This window comes from Cupriavidus sp. USMAHM13 (assembly GCF_001854285.1).
In the GTDB taxonomy this organism is placed as follows: domain Bacteria; phylum Pseudomonadota; class Gammaproteobacteria; order Burkholderiales; family Burkholderiaceae; genus Cupriavidus; species Cupriavidus malaysiensis.
Genome location: NZ_CP017751.1, coordinates 3,577,378 through 3,591,843, shown reverse-complemented (window position 1 = coordinate 3,591,843; position 14,466 = coordinate 3,577,378). Strand labels below are relative to the sequence as shown.

12 protein-coding genes are annotated in these 14,466 nt (G+C 69.5%); 2 read left to right on the top strand and 10 right to left on the bottom strand.

Translation table 11 applies throughout. The features are described from left to right. Positions 1-68: 68 nt before the first annotated feature. Together BKK81_RS15855 and BKK81_RS15850 are read right to left on the bottom strand one after the other, a co-directional pair. Entirely contained in the window at positions 69-1,025 is a 957-nt protein-coding gene (locus tag BKK81_RS15855) for an aldose epimerase family protein (RefSeq protein ID WP_071014833.1), read from the bottom strand. Between the two features lie 223 nt (positions 1,026-1,248). Further along, on the bottom strand, positions 1,249-2,469 hold the full coding sequence (locus tag BKK81_RS15850) for a polyhydroxyalkanoate depolymerase (RefSeq protein WP_071014830.1): 1,221 nt from the start codon (positions 2,467-2,469) through the stop codon (positions 1,249-1,251). Between the two features lie 243 nt (positions 2,470-2,712). Here BKK81_RS15850 and BKK81_RS15845 point away from each other — a divergent pair, with 243 nt between their 5' ends. Then, complete coding sequence (locus tag BKK81_RS15845; RefSeq protein WP_071014827.1) at positions 2,713-3,366, top strand: glutathione S-transferase family protein; 654 nt, start codon at positions 2,713-2,715, stop codon at positions 3,364-3,366. 23 nt (positions 3,367-3,389) lie between these two features. Here BKK81_RS15845 and BKK81_RS15840 read toward each other — a convergent pair whose 3' ends face one another. Then, a complete protein-coding gene (locus BKK81_RS15840) occupies positions 3,390-5,396 on the bottom strand; it encodes an acetoacetate--CoA ligase (RefSeq protein ID WP_071014825.1) in 2,007 nt (668 codons plus the stop codon). 145 nt (positions 5,397-5,541) lie between these two features. Further along, the gene (ubiD, locus tag BKK81_RS15835; protein ID WP_071014822.1) at positions 5,542-7,074 is read right to left on the bottom strand and encodes a 4-hydroxy-3-polyprenylbenzoate decarboxylase; all 1,533 of its coding nucleotides are present in this window, start codon (positions 7,072-7,074) and stop codon (positions 5,542-5,544) included. A gap of 628 nt (positions 7,075-7,702) precedes the next feature. On the opposite strand from ubiD, the gene BKK81_RS15830 reads away from it, so the two are divergent. Next, positions 7,703-8,758, top strand: coding sequence for a transglycosylase SLT domain-containing protein (locus tag BKK81_RS15830; RefSeq protein WP_071014820.1), 1,056 nt, complete (start codon positions 7,703-7,705; stop codon positions 8,756-8,758). 234 nt (positions 8,759-8,992) lie between these two features. Here BKK81_RS15830 and BKK81_RS15825 read toward each other — a convergent pair whose 3' ends face one another. From BKK81_RS15825 to BKK81_RS15800, 6 genes are all read right to left on the bottom strand, one after another. After that, positions 8,993-10,180 (bottom strand): pyridoxal phosphate-dependent aminotransferase, encoded by a 1,188-nt coding sequence (locus BKK81_RS15825; protein ID WP_071014817.1) that lies wholly within the window; start codon positions 10,178-10,180, stop codon positions 8,993-8,995. 166 nt (positions 10,181-10,346) lie between these two features. Next, positions 10,347-10,820, bottom strand: a complete 474-nt coding sequence (gene nusB / locus BKK81_RS15820) for a transcription antitermination factor NusB (RefSeq protein WP_071014815.1) — start codon at positions 10,818-10,820, stop codon at positions 10,347-10,349. Continuing rightward, positions 10,813-11,319 (bottom strand): 6,7-dimethyl-8-ribityllumazine synthase, encoded by a 507-nt coding sequence (ribH, locus tag BKK81_RS15815; protein WP_071014812.1) that lies wholly within the window; start codon positions 11,317-11,319, stop codon positions 10,813-10,815. Before ribH ends, nusB begins: the two co-directional genes overlap by 8 nt. 67 nt (positions 11,320-11,386) lie before the next feature. Continuing rightward, positions 11,387-12,499, bottom strand: a complete 1,113-nt coding sequence (gene ribBA / locus BKK81_RS15810) for a bifunctional 3,4-dihydroxy-2-butanone-4-phosphate synthase/GTP cyclohydrolase II (protein WP_071014809.1) — start codon at positions 12,497-12,499, stop codon at positions 11,387-11,389. Between the two features lie 250 nt (positions 12,500-12,749). Continuing rightward, complete coding sequence (gene ribD / locus BKK81_RS15805; RefSeq protein WP_071014806.1) at positions 12,750-13,868, bottom strand: bifunctional diaminohydroxyphosphoribosylaminopyrimidine deaminase/5-amino-6-(5-phosphoribosylamino)uracil reductase RibD; 1,119 nt, start codon at positions 13,866-13,868, stop codon at positions 12,750-12,752. Positions 13,869-13,929: 61 nt separating this feature from the next. Beyond that, complete coding sequence (locus tag BKK81_RS15800; protein ID WP_071014804.1) at positions 13,930-14,466, bottom strand: GspH/FimT family pseudopilin; 537 nt, start codon at positions 14,464-14,466, stop codon at positions 13,930-13,932.

Below are 14,466 nucleotides of genomic sequence, written 5' to 3'. Positions count from 1 at the left end.
CGCCCGTGCGCAAGGCGGTGTGCGGTGTGCTTCTCCCGGCGCATGTGAGCCGCGCTCAGCCCCGGGCCTCAATCCCGCACGATGAGGCGGCACACGGCATGGTCGGCTTCCCCCGGCGCCAGCCAGCGCAGGCCGGCGCCGTGGCCGATCGCGTTGGGCAGGCCCAGCCAGGGTTCGATGCAGTAGTAGTCGGTCTGCCCGTGCTCGCTCCAGGTGGTCACGGCATGCCACGGGGCGCTGCCGCCGGCGTCCAGCTCGATGGCGAGGCGGCGGCCGCGCGCGGCGCCGGCATGCGGCGGCACGGCGAGCTCGACGGTGCGGGCGGTGCCGTTGGTGGGCGCCAGCACGTGGAAGGTGTCGTGCAGGGCGGGATCGTCCAGGCGGTAGCTGGCCGCGCCCGGCCGGGCCGGCGCGAGGCTGCCGTCGGGCTGCTGGCGCCGGCATTGCGCGGGCGGCATGGCCAGCGTGCTGCCGGCGCGTGCCTGGGCCGGCAGGGAGAAGTAGAAGTGATGGCCGGCGTAGTGCGGCAGCGGCGCCGTGCCGGTGTTGCGGATGGCGAGCGTGGCTTCCAGGCCGTCGGGCAGCAGGCGGTAGCCGGCGCTGAAGCGGAAGTCGTAAGGGTAGCCGGTGCGGGTCGTGTCCGAGGCCTGCAGCGACATGGTGACGGCGCGGGCATCGGTGCCGGACTCGCCGGTGTCGACCTGGAAGGGCAGGTCGCGCGCGAAGCCGTGCTGCGGCAAGGCGTGGACCGTGCCGGCGGCGTCGCGCCAGCGCCCGGCCGCGCCGTCGGCGAAGTGCCGGCCGACAAAGGGGAACAACAGCGGGTTGCCGCCGCGGACCTTGCCCGCGGCCGACCAGTCTGCGCCATCCGGCCAGTAGAGGATGTCCTCGCCACGGTGGACCCAGCGTACCAGCCGTCCGCCGTGCACAGGGGCCAGCAGCAGGTAGCTGGTGTCGTCCCCGAGGCGCAGCAGGTCCTGGCCCTGGAAGCGGATGGTGGTCGGCAAGGCGGGGGCGGTCGTCATATCAGGGATGGGGCACGTCTGCACGGGTGTCGATTGCTGGTCGCCGGGCGGGGCCGTCCACGTTGCCGGCGGGGCCCCATGATAGCGCCCGCCTCGCGCGACGGCACCAGGATGGTGATCGTCGGGGCGGCAGTGTTCCGTTCTGGTGCATGCGCGCTCCCGCTGCGATCCGGCTCCGGGCGCGCCACTGGCGTCGTTTGGCGGTGTCGGTGGCGGGCCGCGCTCAGGCGCCCGTGCAGGTGTAGATATGGTTACGCACCAGCGGATAGACCTGGCCCTCCCAGCGCTTGCCGTTGAACACGCCGTAGTGGCCGACGCCGGTCTGCACGTGGTGCATGCGCATATAGGGTGGCAGGCTGTTGCACAGATCCTGCGCCGCCATGGTCTGGCCGATCGCGCAGATGTCGTCGCGCTCGCCCTCGATGGTGAGCAGCGGGATGCGGCGGATGGCGCCGGTCTGCACGCGCCGCCCGGCTACGTCGAGTTCGCCCTGGGCCAGCAGGAAGCGCTGGAAGACCTGGTCGACGGTTTCCAGGTAGAAGTCCGCCGCCAGGTCCATGGTGGCGAAGTACTCCTCGTAGAAGAACTGGATGGCGTCGGCCTGCGCGTGCTCGCCGCGCGCGCGCAGCGCGTACAGGTTGCGCAGCGCCTGCTCGTGGCGCTCCAGGTTCATGGTCATGAAGGCCAGCAGCTGGACGAAACCCGGGTAGACCCGGCGCAGCGCGCCGGGATAGCGCAGCGGCACGGTGCCGATCAGCGTGGTTTCGAACCATTCGATGGGGCGGCTGGTGGCGAGCGCGTTGACCTTGGTCGGGTTGACGCGCGCATCGATGGGGCCGGCCATCAGCGTCAGGCTGGCCGGCTGCGCCGGGTCGTCGTCCTCGGCCATCAGCGCGGCTGCCGCCAGCACCGCCACGGTGGGCTGGCACACCGCTACGACGTGGGTGCCGGGGCCGAGCTCGCGCAGGCAGGCCGCCACGTGCTGCACGAACTGGTCGAAGCCGAAGCGGCCGTACAGCAGCGGGATATCGCGCGGGTTGTGCCAATCGGTGATGTAGACGTCGTGGTCGCGCAGCATGGTCTGCGCGGTGCCGCGCAGCAGCGTGGCGAAGTGGCCGGACATGGGGGCCACCAGCAGCACGCGTGGCTGGCCGCTGATGCCGTGGCGGCGCAGGTGCAGCAGCGAGCAGAAGGGGGTGCGCATGGTCACCTCCTCGCTGACCTGCACCGGCATGCCGTCCACCACCACGCCTTCGATGCCGAAGGGCGGGCGCTGGTGCGTCAGCCGGGCCAGCGCCACCACTTCGCAGGCGGCGCGCATGGCCCTGGCCGCGTCGCAGTTGGTGCCGCGGGCGCCGCTCGCCAGCGTCGCGGCGGCCAGCCCCGCCAGCGCGCAGGCCGGATGGGTCAGGTCCGCATAGGTTTGGTATGCCTCGTATAGCATCGCTTGGCCCCGTCATGCTGTGGCCGCTGATGTGCAATATACATGCCCGGCGCGAAAGTTGGCACGCCGTTTGCGACAGGTGCAGCGGCAGGCGTGGCCCACCCGCCCGCAAGGACCGGAACCCGTTCCGACCGGCGCGGCGGCGCAGGCGAACCGCCACGCAACTGCTACGCTTCAGGCAGGCTGGACCGCCGGCCCGGAGCCCTTCCACCCGGAGCACGCCCGCGCGGCAAAGGAGGCGCCATGGCAAAGACGACGCTCACCATCAGCAGCAAGACTTATTCGTCCTGGTCACTGCGGGGCTGGCTGCTGGCCCGTTTCGCCGGCCTGGAGTTCGAAGAGGTGCTGGTGCCGCCGGATGATGCCGCGGTGCGGGCCGAACTGCTGCTGCTGTCCCCCTCCATCCTGGTGCCCTGCCTGCGCCATCAGGGCGTCACGGTATGGGATACGCTGGCCATCGCCGAATATCTCAACGAGGTCAAGCCGAAGGCCGGGCTGCTGCCGGCCGATCGCGCCGCGCGCGCGCACTGCCGCGCCATCTGCGGCGAGATGCACTCGGGTTTCGCGGCCATGCGCGCGGCCTTGCCGATGAACCTCAAGGGACACTTCCCCGGGCTCAAGGTGTGGTCGCGCGCGCAGGCCGACATCGACCGCATCTGCGCGATCTGGAGCGAGTGCCTGGATCGCTACGGCGGCCCCTACCTGTTCGGCTCTCGCACCATGGCCGATGCCATGTACGCGCCGGTGGTGACGCGCTTCGTCACCTACGGCGTGCAGGTCGATCCGCTGCCGCTCGCCTACTGCAAGCAGATCCTGGCGATGCCCGAGTTGCAGGAGTGGACCGCCGCGGCCAAGCAGGAGCCGGACGAGATCAGCGAACTGGACGTGGAGTTCTGAAGTGCCGTCGCGCGGCCGGCTGCTCAGGCCTGGGCGCCGCGCGCGGCCAGGTAGGTTCGCGCGTAGGCGAAGTACCAGGCCAGGCAGTCCGGGTTGGCCATGGCATCGCGATTGGCGATCTTGTCCTCCGGGTGGCCCAGCAGCAGCTTCTTGACCGGTACCTCCATCTTCTTGCCCGAGAGCGTGCGCGGCACCGCCGGTACCTGCAGTATCTCGTTGGGCACGTGGCGCGCGGACAATGCCTCGCGGATGCGGGCGCGCAGGGTGTCGCGCAGCGCATCGTCCAGGGCCATACCCTCGCGCAGGACCACGAACAGCGGCATGTAGGACTCGCGGCCGAGGTATTCGAGGTCGACCACCAGGCTGTCGAGCACCTGCGGCAGTTCTTCCACCACCCGGTACAGCTCGCTGGTGCCCATGCGGATGCCGTGCCGGTTGATGGTGGCATCGGAGCGCCCGTAGATGATGGCGCCGCCGCGCGCGGTGATCTTGATCCAGTCGCCGTGGCGCCAGACGCCGGGGTAGACGTCGAAATAGCTGTCGCGGTAGCGCTGGCCGTCGCGGTCGCCCCAGAGATAGAGCGGCATCGAAGGCATGGGCTCGGTGCAGACCAGCTCGCCGACTTCGTCGATCAGCGTCTTGCCGTGCTCGTCGAAGGCTTCCACCTTGGCACCCAGGCAGCGGCACTGCATCTCGCCGGAATAGACGGGCAGCAGCGGGCAGCCGGCCACGAAGGAGCCGGCGAAGTCGGTGCCGCCGGACATCGGCGCGAGCCAGATGTCTTCGCGCACCTCTCGGTAGATCCAATCGTAGGCTTCGGCCGGCAGCGGCGAGCCGGTCGCGCCCAGCATGCGCAGGCGCGACAGGTCGGCGACCTGGGCGGGCCGGATGCCGGCCTTCATGCCGCCGGTGAAGAAGGCTGCACCCGCGCCGAAGGCGGTCACGCCGGCCTGCTCGACGAAGCGCCACAGCACGCCGGCATCGGGCCAGGCCGGGTTGCCGTCGTAGATGGCGATGGTGGTACCCAGCAGCAGCCCTGCCACCTGGGCATTCCACATGATCCAGCCGCTGCTGCTGTACCAGTGGAAGACGTCGTCGGTCCCCAGGTTGTTGTGGAAGGCCATCAGCTTGAGCTGCTCGATGACCACGCCGCCGTGGCCATGGACGATGGGTTTGGGGCTGCCGGTGGTACCCGACGAATAGACGATCCACAGCGGGTGGTCGAATGGCACCGGCTCGACCGCCAGCGGCACGGTGTGCGCCAGCACGTCGTGCCAGGCGTGCAGGCGCACGCCCGCCGGCAGGTTCGGCGCGATGCCCAGCTGCGGTACCAGCACCACATGCTCGAGCGAGGGCAGGGCGGCCAGCAGGTCGGCCAGCACCGGCGTGCGGTCGAAGGCCTTGCCGCCGTAGCGGTAGCCGTCGACGGCCACCAGCACCTTGGGTTCGATCTGGCGGAAACGGTCGGCCACCGCGACCTGACCCATGTCGGGTGCGCAGCCCGACCAGATCGCGCCGAGGCTGGCGGTGGCCAGGAAGGCGACCAGGGTGGCGGGAATATTGGGCAGGTAGCCCGCCACGCGATCGCCGCGCCCCACGCCCATGCCGCGCAGCGCGTGGGCCAGCGCCGCGACCTGGCGCTCCAGTTCCTCCCAGCTCAGTTCGGCCAGCGGCTGTGCCTCGCCGGCGAAGCGGACCGCCGCGCGCCGGCGTGCCGCGCCGGTGCCGCCGTGGCGGAAGACCTGCTGCACATAGTTGAGGGTGGCGCCCTCGAACCAGCGCGCGCCCGGCATCTCGCGGCGTGCCAGCACCGCCTGCGGCGGGCTGTCGAAGCGCAGGTCGAAATAGGCGCGCACGGCGTCCCAGAAGGCCTCGATCTCGGTCACCGACCACTGCCACAGGCTGGCGTAGTCGGCAAAGGCGAGGCCGCGCTCGTCGGCCAGCCAGCGCATGAACTGTGCGATCTGGCTGCCGTCACGGAACGCCGCGGACGGCGTCCACATCAGTTTTCCTTCTTCCAGCGTGGTCATGCTTGTCTCCTCCGTGGTCCGTCTTGGCGCGGACGCGGGTGGTTGGCGGGCCGGTCTCCGGACCGGATGCGCGGCGCGCTGCCGGCGGCAGGCGCCTGCGCGATGCTCCATGATACCGGCAGTGCACCCGGCGCTGCCGGCGGTGTCAGCGGCCGCCCGCCGGGGCCGCGAACAAGGTCTCCCACATGCCGTCCACGCGCGCCTTGACGGCCTCGTCCATCTCGATGGCACGGCCCCATTCCCGCGTGGTCTCGCCCGGCCATTTATCGGTGGCGTCGATGCCCATCTTCGAGCCCAGGCCGGAGACCGGCGAGGCGAAGTCCAGGTAGTCGATCGGCGTGTTGTCCACCATCACCGTGTCGCGGCTGGGATCGACGCGCGTGGTGATGGCCCAGATCACTTCCTTCCAGTCGCGCACGTCGATGTCGTCGTCCACCACCACGATGAACTTCGTATACATGAACTGGCGCAGGAAGCTCCAGACGCCGAACATGACCCGCTTGGCGTGGCCGGCGTACTGCTTCTTCATGCGCACCAGGGCCATGCGGTAGCTGCAGCCTTCCGGCGGCAGGTAGAAGTCGGTGATCTCGGGGAACTGCTTCTGCAGCAGCGGCACGAACACTTCGTTGAGCGCCACGCCGAGCACGGCCGGCTCGTCGGGCGGCTTGCCGGTGTAGGTGGAGTGGTAGATCGGGTCGCGCCGCATGGTGATGCGGTCGATGGTGAAGACGGGGAACCAGTCCTGCTCGTTGTAGTAGCCGGTATGGTCGCCGTACGGCCCTTCCAGCGCATGCTGGTAGCCGGACGGATGAGATGGGTCGGGCTGGATGTGGCCTTCGAGGACGATTTCCGCGCTGGCCGGCACGTTCAGCTCGGACAGCGTCGGCGTGAGGCAGGACGCCAGTTCGGTGCGGCTGCCGCGCAGCAGGCCGGCGAACTGGTACTCCGACAGCGTATCGGGTACGGGCGTCACCGCGCCGAGGATGGTGGCCGGGTCGGCGCCGAGCGCCACCGCGATCGGGAAGGGCTTGCCGGGGTTGGCCAGCGCGTGCTCGCGGAAGTCCAGCGCGCCGCCGCGGTGTGCCAGCCAGCGCATGATGACCTGGTTGCGGCCGATCACCTGCTGGCGGTAGATACCGAGATTCTGGCGCTTCTTGTGCGGGCCGCGCGTCACCACCAGGCCCCAGGTGATCAGCGGCGCGGCGTCGCCCGGCCAGCAGGTCTGGATCGGCAGGCGCGACAGGTCTACGTCCGCCCCTTCCCACACGATCTCCTGGCAGGCCGGGGACGAGATGCGCTTGGGTGCCATGTCCCATACCGACTTGGCCAGCGTCAGCAGCTTGCCGGCCTCGCGCAGGCCGCGCGGCGGATCGGGTTCCTTCAGTGCCGACAGCACGCGGCCGATGTCGCGCAGGTCGGCCAGCGATTCCGCGCCCATGCCGAGCGCGACCCTGCGTGGGGTCCCGAACAGATTGGCCAGCACCGGCACCTTATAAACCGGCTCAGGGCCGCCATCGCGGGCAGGACGTTCGAACAGTACCGCCGGCCCGCCGGCTCGCAACAGCCGATCGCAGATCTCGGTCATCTCCAGGTTGGGCGATACCGGCGCGGCAACGCGCTTCAACTCGCCCTGCGCCTCGAGTTTGCCGAGGAAGTCGCGCAAGTCCTTGTATTTCATGATGAATTGATAGGGCTCGGCGGCATGAGGCCACCTTGCCTCGAGTCATTGATATGTCTTTTGGCGCACTTTACGTAAAGATCGCGCAAATTTTTTAGGGATTGGTGCGGGGGCGAATTGTAAGTTTTTTGTGCCCACAGGTCAGGGGCCACCACCCGCCAGCCCAAGACAGTACGCCGATTCCGGGCGCCCAGGTGCTCTCAAGGCAGCGACAATAGGTCTGTTACATATAGCTAAAAGTTTTGTTTTTTTGCATCGTTATTATTGACGGGGTATAAAACGGTTCCTACAATCCGGTCTGCTCAATGGAGTGTTGCGTCGCAACATGGATTCCGCCCCGCTGTCAAGAGGGGAAGCAGCGGAATCTTCCATTTCGGACCGGTAATGCAAAAGTATCTGGCACGATGCTCGCAGCGGTCATCCCGGTGTCGCCGGGGCGTTTGAGCCATTCGCAGCAGGGTGCGTTCCCCCAAGAGCGTACCCTGTTTCTCGTTGGACGCATGGGGAGCGTCCACCAACAGGTGCCGGCCGTCCCTGCTAGACGGCGCAGCATCCTTACTTGAGTACGTTGGGATCGGGCGTGTGGCCTTCATCGGCCGCCCGCAGCGGACAACGGATGGAGGTAAGCATGAGTGGTTGGAAAACCCTTCATCTTCCCGGTGTCGGGCGGGCATTGCAGGTCCGCCTTCGAACGCCGGTTCCGGGTGTGACCCGGTCGCTGCAGGTGCGACTGGCGCACCCCGTGGCGGGACGCGCGTTGCGCGGTGGCCGCCTGACCTTGAAGTACGCCTTGAACAGTGTGGGCGTGATGGCCGTGGTGGCCGCCGTCTCGCTGTCGTTGAGCCAGGAATGGCGCACCGCGCTGGCCGGCCTGCTGGCCGGCGAGCAGGCACCGTCGGTGCTGCTGGAGTCGGCCGCCACGCCGTCCAGCAGCGCGGATACGGCCGCGGCCGCGCTTGGCTATCCGCGTGGTGGCCTGCCGACCGTGACCGGCGTGGACGAGTGGAGCCTGAGCGCTGCCGGCAGAGTGCCCTCGGTGGCGCATCTGGCGGCACAGATCCCGCTGCAGCGGGTGGCGCAGGACGCACGCGACAAGGCTGGCGTGCTGGGCACGGCGCGCGAGCAGGCGGCGGTGGCCGAGTACATCGCCCGCAAGTACCGCGTGGCGGCGGAGGCGACCGCACAGCTGGTCAAGGCCGCCTATATGACGGGCCGCGAGGTCGGTATCGATCCGCTGCTGATTCTCGGCGTGATTGCCATCGAGTCCAGCTTCAATCCTTATGCCGAGAGCGGCGTGGGTGCGCAGGGCCTGATGCAGGTGATGACCAAGGTCCACCAGGACAAGTACGAAGCTGTGGGCGGCGTGACCGCCGCGCTGAACCCGTACGCAAACATCAAGATCGGTGCGCTGGTGCTGAAGGACTGCATCGCCCGCGCCGGTTCGATCGAGGGCGGGCTCAAGTTCTATGTGGGCGCCACCACCAGCACCGACGGCGGCTACGGCGCCAAGGTGCTGGCCGAGCGTGCCCGCCTGCGCCAGGTGCTGGGCGTGCGCGCCGCGCCGGAGCCGCTGGGCAAGCCCGCTGCGGTCACGGTCAAGACCACCGAGCGCGGGCAGGGTGCCGAGAAGCTCGAGGCGGCCGGTGCGCCGCCGGCGGTCAGCGGCCCGCACGGCTCGGCCTGAGCCCGGCGTCGCTCGACATCGGCTCTGGCTTCGCACGGCCGCGGTCTTTCCGGGGCCGTGCTCATTCCATCCCGGATGAGCCGTTCCCGCTGGCTGTCGACCGGCCAGTCGGACCGCCCGGCGGCTACGCGCCGTTCCTTTCCCCTTTTCTCTCTCTCCCTGTTTCCATCGGCGTTTCCGCTTGTCGCCGGTCGTGCCGGCGTGGCCTTTGCCTGGCCGGCGGCACCCGGGAGACTAGGCGGCGAACAGCTTGCCGAGCCGCTCCATGGCCAGTTCGATGTTTTCCATCGAGGTGGCATACGAAACACGGATGTAGTCGCTGGCCGTGTGGGCACCGAAGTCCTGCCCCGGCACCAGCACCACGCCTGCCTCCTGCAGCATGGCCTGGGTGAGGCGGTCGGCGTCGCCGGCCGCCGCATGGTTGACGCCGCGGCAGTCCGCGTAGACGTAGAAGGCGCCGTCGGGCTTGACCGGCACGCGGAAGCCCAGGGCTTCCAAGGCCGGCACGATGGCATCGCGGCGGCGGTGGAATTCGGCCTTGCGCGCATCGTAGATGGCCATTGCTTCCGGCGTGAAGCAGGCGAGCGCGGCGTGCTGGGCGACCGCCGAGGCGCAGATAAAGAGGTTCTGCGCGACTTTCTCGAAGGCGTCGACCAATGCGTCGGGTACCACCAGCCAGCCCAGGCGCCAGCCGGTCATGTTGAAGTACTTGGAGAAGCTGTTCACCGTCACCACCTGGTCGTCCAGCGACAGGGCCGAGACCGGCGGGGCGTCGTAGGACAGGCCCTGGTAGATCTCGTCGAGGATGGCGAAGCCCTGGCGCTCGCGCACCGCCGCCAGGATCCGCCGCAGTTCATCGGGCAGGATGGAGGTGCCGGTGGGGTTGGACGGCGAGGCCAGCAGCACGCCGCGCGTGCGCTCGCCCCAATTGGTCTCTACCTGTGCCGCGGTGAGCTGGAAGCGCTCGGCCGGGCCGCTCGGGATCATCCGCGCCGCACCGTCGAAGGCGGCGACGAAATGGCGGTTGCACGGATAGCTCGGGTCCGGCATCAGCACCTCGGCGCCGATTTCCACCAGTACCGCGCAGGCCAGCAGCAGGGCGCCAGAGGCGCCGGCGGTGACGATCACGCGCCGGGCGGGCACATCGATGCCATAGGCGGTCCGGTAGTAGCCGGCGATGGCCTCGCGCAGGGCGGGGATGCCCAGCGCGCTGGTATATTGCGTGACGCCGCGTCGCATGGCCGCCTCGGCCGCGCGCACGACCGGTTCGGCCGCTGTGAAGTCGGGCTCGCCGATGCCCATGTGCACGATATGGCGGCCGGCGCGCTCCAGCTCGGCGGCCTGCTTGGCCAGTTCCATCACGTGGAAGGGGGCGATGTGGGCGAGGCGGGAGGCGGTGGCGATGCGCTGCTGCAGGTCCATGGGTCTGGGGGCCCTTGACGGCCCATTAGAGTTGGAACGCCGACAGTTCGACGATTCGACGATGCGGCGGTTCAAGCGGGAGAAAAGACAACACCCGCCGTGGCGGGTGCTGTGACTGGCCGGTTCATGCGGACGGCACCATTGGCGGGCCGCCGCCATCAGCCGTTCAGCGCCGGGCGGCGACCTCGGGCGCGCGCACCTGGGCGGCGACCTTGTCGAGCACGCCGTTGACGTACTTGTAACCCTCGACGCCGCCAAAGGTCTTGGTCAGTTCGACGGCCTCGTTGATGACGACCCGGTAGGGGATGTCCACGCAGTGCACCAGTTCGTAGCAGCCGATCAGCAGGGCGGCCCGCTCGACCGGCGACAGTTCGTCGACACCACGGTCCAGGAAGGGCTCGAAGGCGGCCGTCAGGCGGGCTTCCTCGCGCGTGGCGCCGTTGAGCAGCGCGTCGAAGTGCTCGCGGTCGGCCTTGCTGAAGCCTTGCGCATCATGCAGGTGCGCCTGGATCGCGCCGATGTCGTTGCGGTTCAGCAGCCACTGGTACAGGCCCTGCAGCGCCAGTTCGCGCGAGCGGCGGCGTGCGCTCTTGGGCGGAGCCTTTGCGGCCGGCTTGCCGGCTTGGGGCGCGTCACTCATCGTCTTCCTCGTCTTCTTCCTCGTCCTGGTCATGGCGCAGCGAATCGAGCGCCACTACCAGGTTGGCCATCTCGACCGCGGCGCGGGCGCAGTCGCGGCCCTTTTCGCGCGTGCGGGCGTGCGCCTGGGCGTCGGTGTCGACGGTCAGGATGCCGTTGGCGATCGGCATGTTGAAGTCGAGGCCGACGCGGGTGATGCCGGCGCCGGATTCGTTCGAGACCAGCTCGAAGTGGTAGGTCTCGCCGCGCACGACCGCGCCCAGCGCGATCAGGGCGTCGAACTGGCCGCTCTCGGCCATCTTCTGCAGCGCCAGCGGCACTTCCAGCGCGCCGGGGACGGTGACGACCAGAGTATCCTCGCCTTCCACGCCGAGCTTTTCCAGCTCGGCCACGCAGGCTTCGCGCAATTCGTCGCAGACGGGCTCGTTGAAGCGTGCCTGCACGATGCCGATACGCAGTCCCTCGCCTTCGAGGTTGCTGGGATAGAAACCGTGATCCATCGTAATTCTCCTGTATTCGGTAGGCGGCCGTGCCAGGCGCGGCCGCCGGTGTCTTGGGGGAGGCCGCTCAGTCCGCGCAGCCGGCGCCCATCGGCTGGTAGCCGGTGACCTCGAGATCGTAGCCGGTCATGCTGGGCATCTTCTGCGGCGATGCCAGCACGCGCATCTTGCCCACGCCCAGGTCCTTGAGGATCTGCGCGCCGGTGCCATAGGTACGCAGGTCATGCTTCTGGCGCGGGCGGTCCTGCGGTGCGTCGAGCGCGCTGAACTGGCGGAACAGCTGCTCGGGCGTATCGCCGCAGTTGAGCATCACCATCACGCCGTGCTCAGCCTGGGCGATCACCTCCAGCGCCGCGGGCACGCTCCACGAGTGCGTCGTGCGCGCCACTTCCAGCAGGTCCAGGACCGACAGCGGTTCGTGCACGCGCACCAGCGTCTCGCGATCGGGGTGCGGCTGGCCCTTGACCATCGCCAGGTGGGCGCTGCCGCTCGGCTTGTCGCGGTAGGCGATGCAGTGGAAGGTGCCCTGCGGCGTCTGCATGCTGCGTTCGCCCACGCGCTCGATGATGCTCTCGGTGCGGCTGCGGTAGTGGATCAGGTCGGCAATGGTGCCGATCTTGATGCCGTGCTCCTGGGCGAACTCGATCAGGTCCGGCAGGCGCGCCATCGTGCCGTCGTCCTTCATGATTTCGCAGATCACGGCCGCCGGGGTCAGGCCCGCCAGGCCCGCCAGGTCGCAGCCGGCCTCGGTGTGCCCGGCACGGATCAGCACGCCGCCGGGCTGGGCCTTGAGCGGGAAGATGTGGCCGGGCTGGACCAGGTCCGACGGCCTGGCGTCCCGGGCCACCGCCGCCTGCACGGTGCGGGCGCGGTCGGCTGCCGAGATGCCGGTGGTCACGCCCTCGGCCGCTTCGATCGATACGGTGAAGTTGGTGCCGTGCTGGGTGCCGTTGCGGGACACCATCGGATGCAGCTCGAGCTGCGCGCAGCGCTCGGCGGTCAGCGTCAGGCAGATCAGGCCGCGGCCGAACCTGGCCATGAAATTGATGGCTTCCGGCGTGACGAAATCCGCTGCCAGAACCAGGTCGCCCTCGTTTTCGCGGTCCTCTTCGTCGACCAGGATGACCATGCGGCCGGCACGGATTTCGGCAATGATGTCTTCGGTACGGGCGATTGTCATGGAAGCTGGACGAAGCTGAAACGGAAACGGGCAGGAGGCGGACGGGCGTGCCCGGCAAGAGGCCGGGCCGAACGGTCGGCCGCTGGCGGGGCGGGCGCGGTCAAGGCCGGTATTGTACGCCAAGCGGGCCGCTCCGGCTTCCCGGGCGTGCCGATGCGGCCGGTCCCGCGCCCGGACCGCAGCAGGCTCCGCGCCCGCCTGAGCGGCCACGTCGGGCCGAAGCCCGGCGCGACAGGGCGGCGGCGCGCCGTCAGGCGTGGTCGGCGCGGCGGGCGAGCAGGCGCAGGTCGTCGCCGATCTGGCGCACCTCATGCCAGCGGAAAGCGGGCGCATCTTCCAGACGCGCCAGGGCGGGCAGGTTGAACATGCCTTGTGCGTCACCCAGCAGCCTGGGCGCCAGGTAGACCAGCAACTCATCGGCGCAGTGTTCGCGCACAAGCGAGCCATTCAGCTTGTTACCGGCCTCGGCGTGCAGCTCGTTGATGCCGCGCCGGCCCAGTTCCACCATCATCTGGTGCAGGTCGACCTTGCCTTGCGCATTGGCCAGCACGATCACCTCGACACCGCGCGCTTCCAGCTCGCGGCGGCGCTCCGGCGCGTCCACCGCGCAGAAGACCAGTGCCGGCCTGCCGAAGGGGCCGTGCTGGGGGGCCAGCATGCGAGCGTCCAGCGGGACTTCCAGCCGCGAATCGACCAGCACGCGCTGCGGCTGGCGCGGTGTCTCGACGGCGCGCACGGTCAATTGCGGATCGTCGTCGCGCACGGTGCCGATGCCGGTCAGGATGGCGCACGCGCGGGCGCGCCAGGCATGGCCGTCGTCCCGTGCCGCCTGGCCGGTGATCCACTGGCTGGTGCCGTCATGCAGTGCGGTGCGGCCGTCGAGCGAGGCCGCCACCTTGACGCGGACCCAGGGCAGGCCGCGCGTCATGCGCGAAACGAAACCGATGTTCAGCTCGCGCGCCTCTTTTTCCAGCAGGCCGCAGCGGACGTCGATGCCGGCCGCGCGCAAGCGCTGCAGGCCGCGTCCCGACACGCTCGGATTCGGATCCTCCATGGCGGCGACCACCCGTGCCACGCCGGCGCGGACCAGGGCGTCGGCGCAGGGCGGCGTGCGCCCGAAATGGCTGCAAGGCTCCAGCGTGACGTAGGCGGTGGCGCCGCTCGGGTCGAAGCCGCGCGCGGCGGCGTCCTTCAGGGCCTGGACTTCGGCGTGGTCCTGCCCGGCGGGCTGGGTGGATCCCTGCCCGATGACCTGTCCATGCTTGATCAGTACGCAGCCCACGCGGGGATTGGGCGTGGTGATATACAGGCCGAGCGTGGCGAGCGCCAGCGCCTGTTGCATGGCGGCGTGGTCGGTATCGGAGAACATGAGAGAAATCGCTTGGGTTCCGGTTCGGCTGGCGCGGCGGATGGGCCGGGGGGCCGCAGGCTCAGGGCGGGTCTGCGTTGCCGCAGTCGATATCCCGACCCGGCGTGCAGATGCGGATCCGGCCCTGCGCGCCGACCTTGAGATGCCGCTGCTCGTCCTGGCAGCGCAGCGCGAAGGTGGCAGCGAAGAAGCCGCCGTGCTCAGACCGAGAGTATCCCACAGCGCTCACACGCAAGGCGGCACCCTCGCCGGCGCCGCGCAGGCGCACGCGCAGACAGGCCTGCTGCAGCGGCACCACAGCCAGCGTGCCGTCGGCGTCGGCCAGGCGCAGGCGCCAGCCGCGGTCGAAACCGGTGGCGCCGGGCAGCGCTTCGAGCAGGACCTCCTGGCGCCGTGCCGCCGCGGTCGAACGAGCCAGCGCCAGCGAGCCGGCCAGGCGGTCCGCGGCATACACCACCCGCTGGCGTGCCAGCCACGCCTGCCAGGCGGGATAGGCCGTTGCGGCCAGGATGGCGAGCAGCGCCAGGCAGCAGAGCAGTTCAACCAGCGTGGCGCCGCGAGCTGCCCGGGGTGGGCCGGAGCAGAGGCAGGGGCGCAT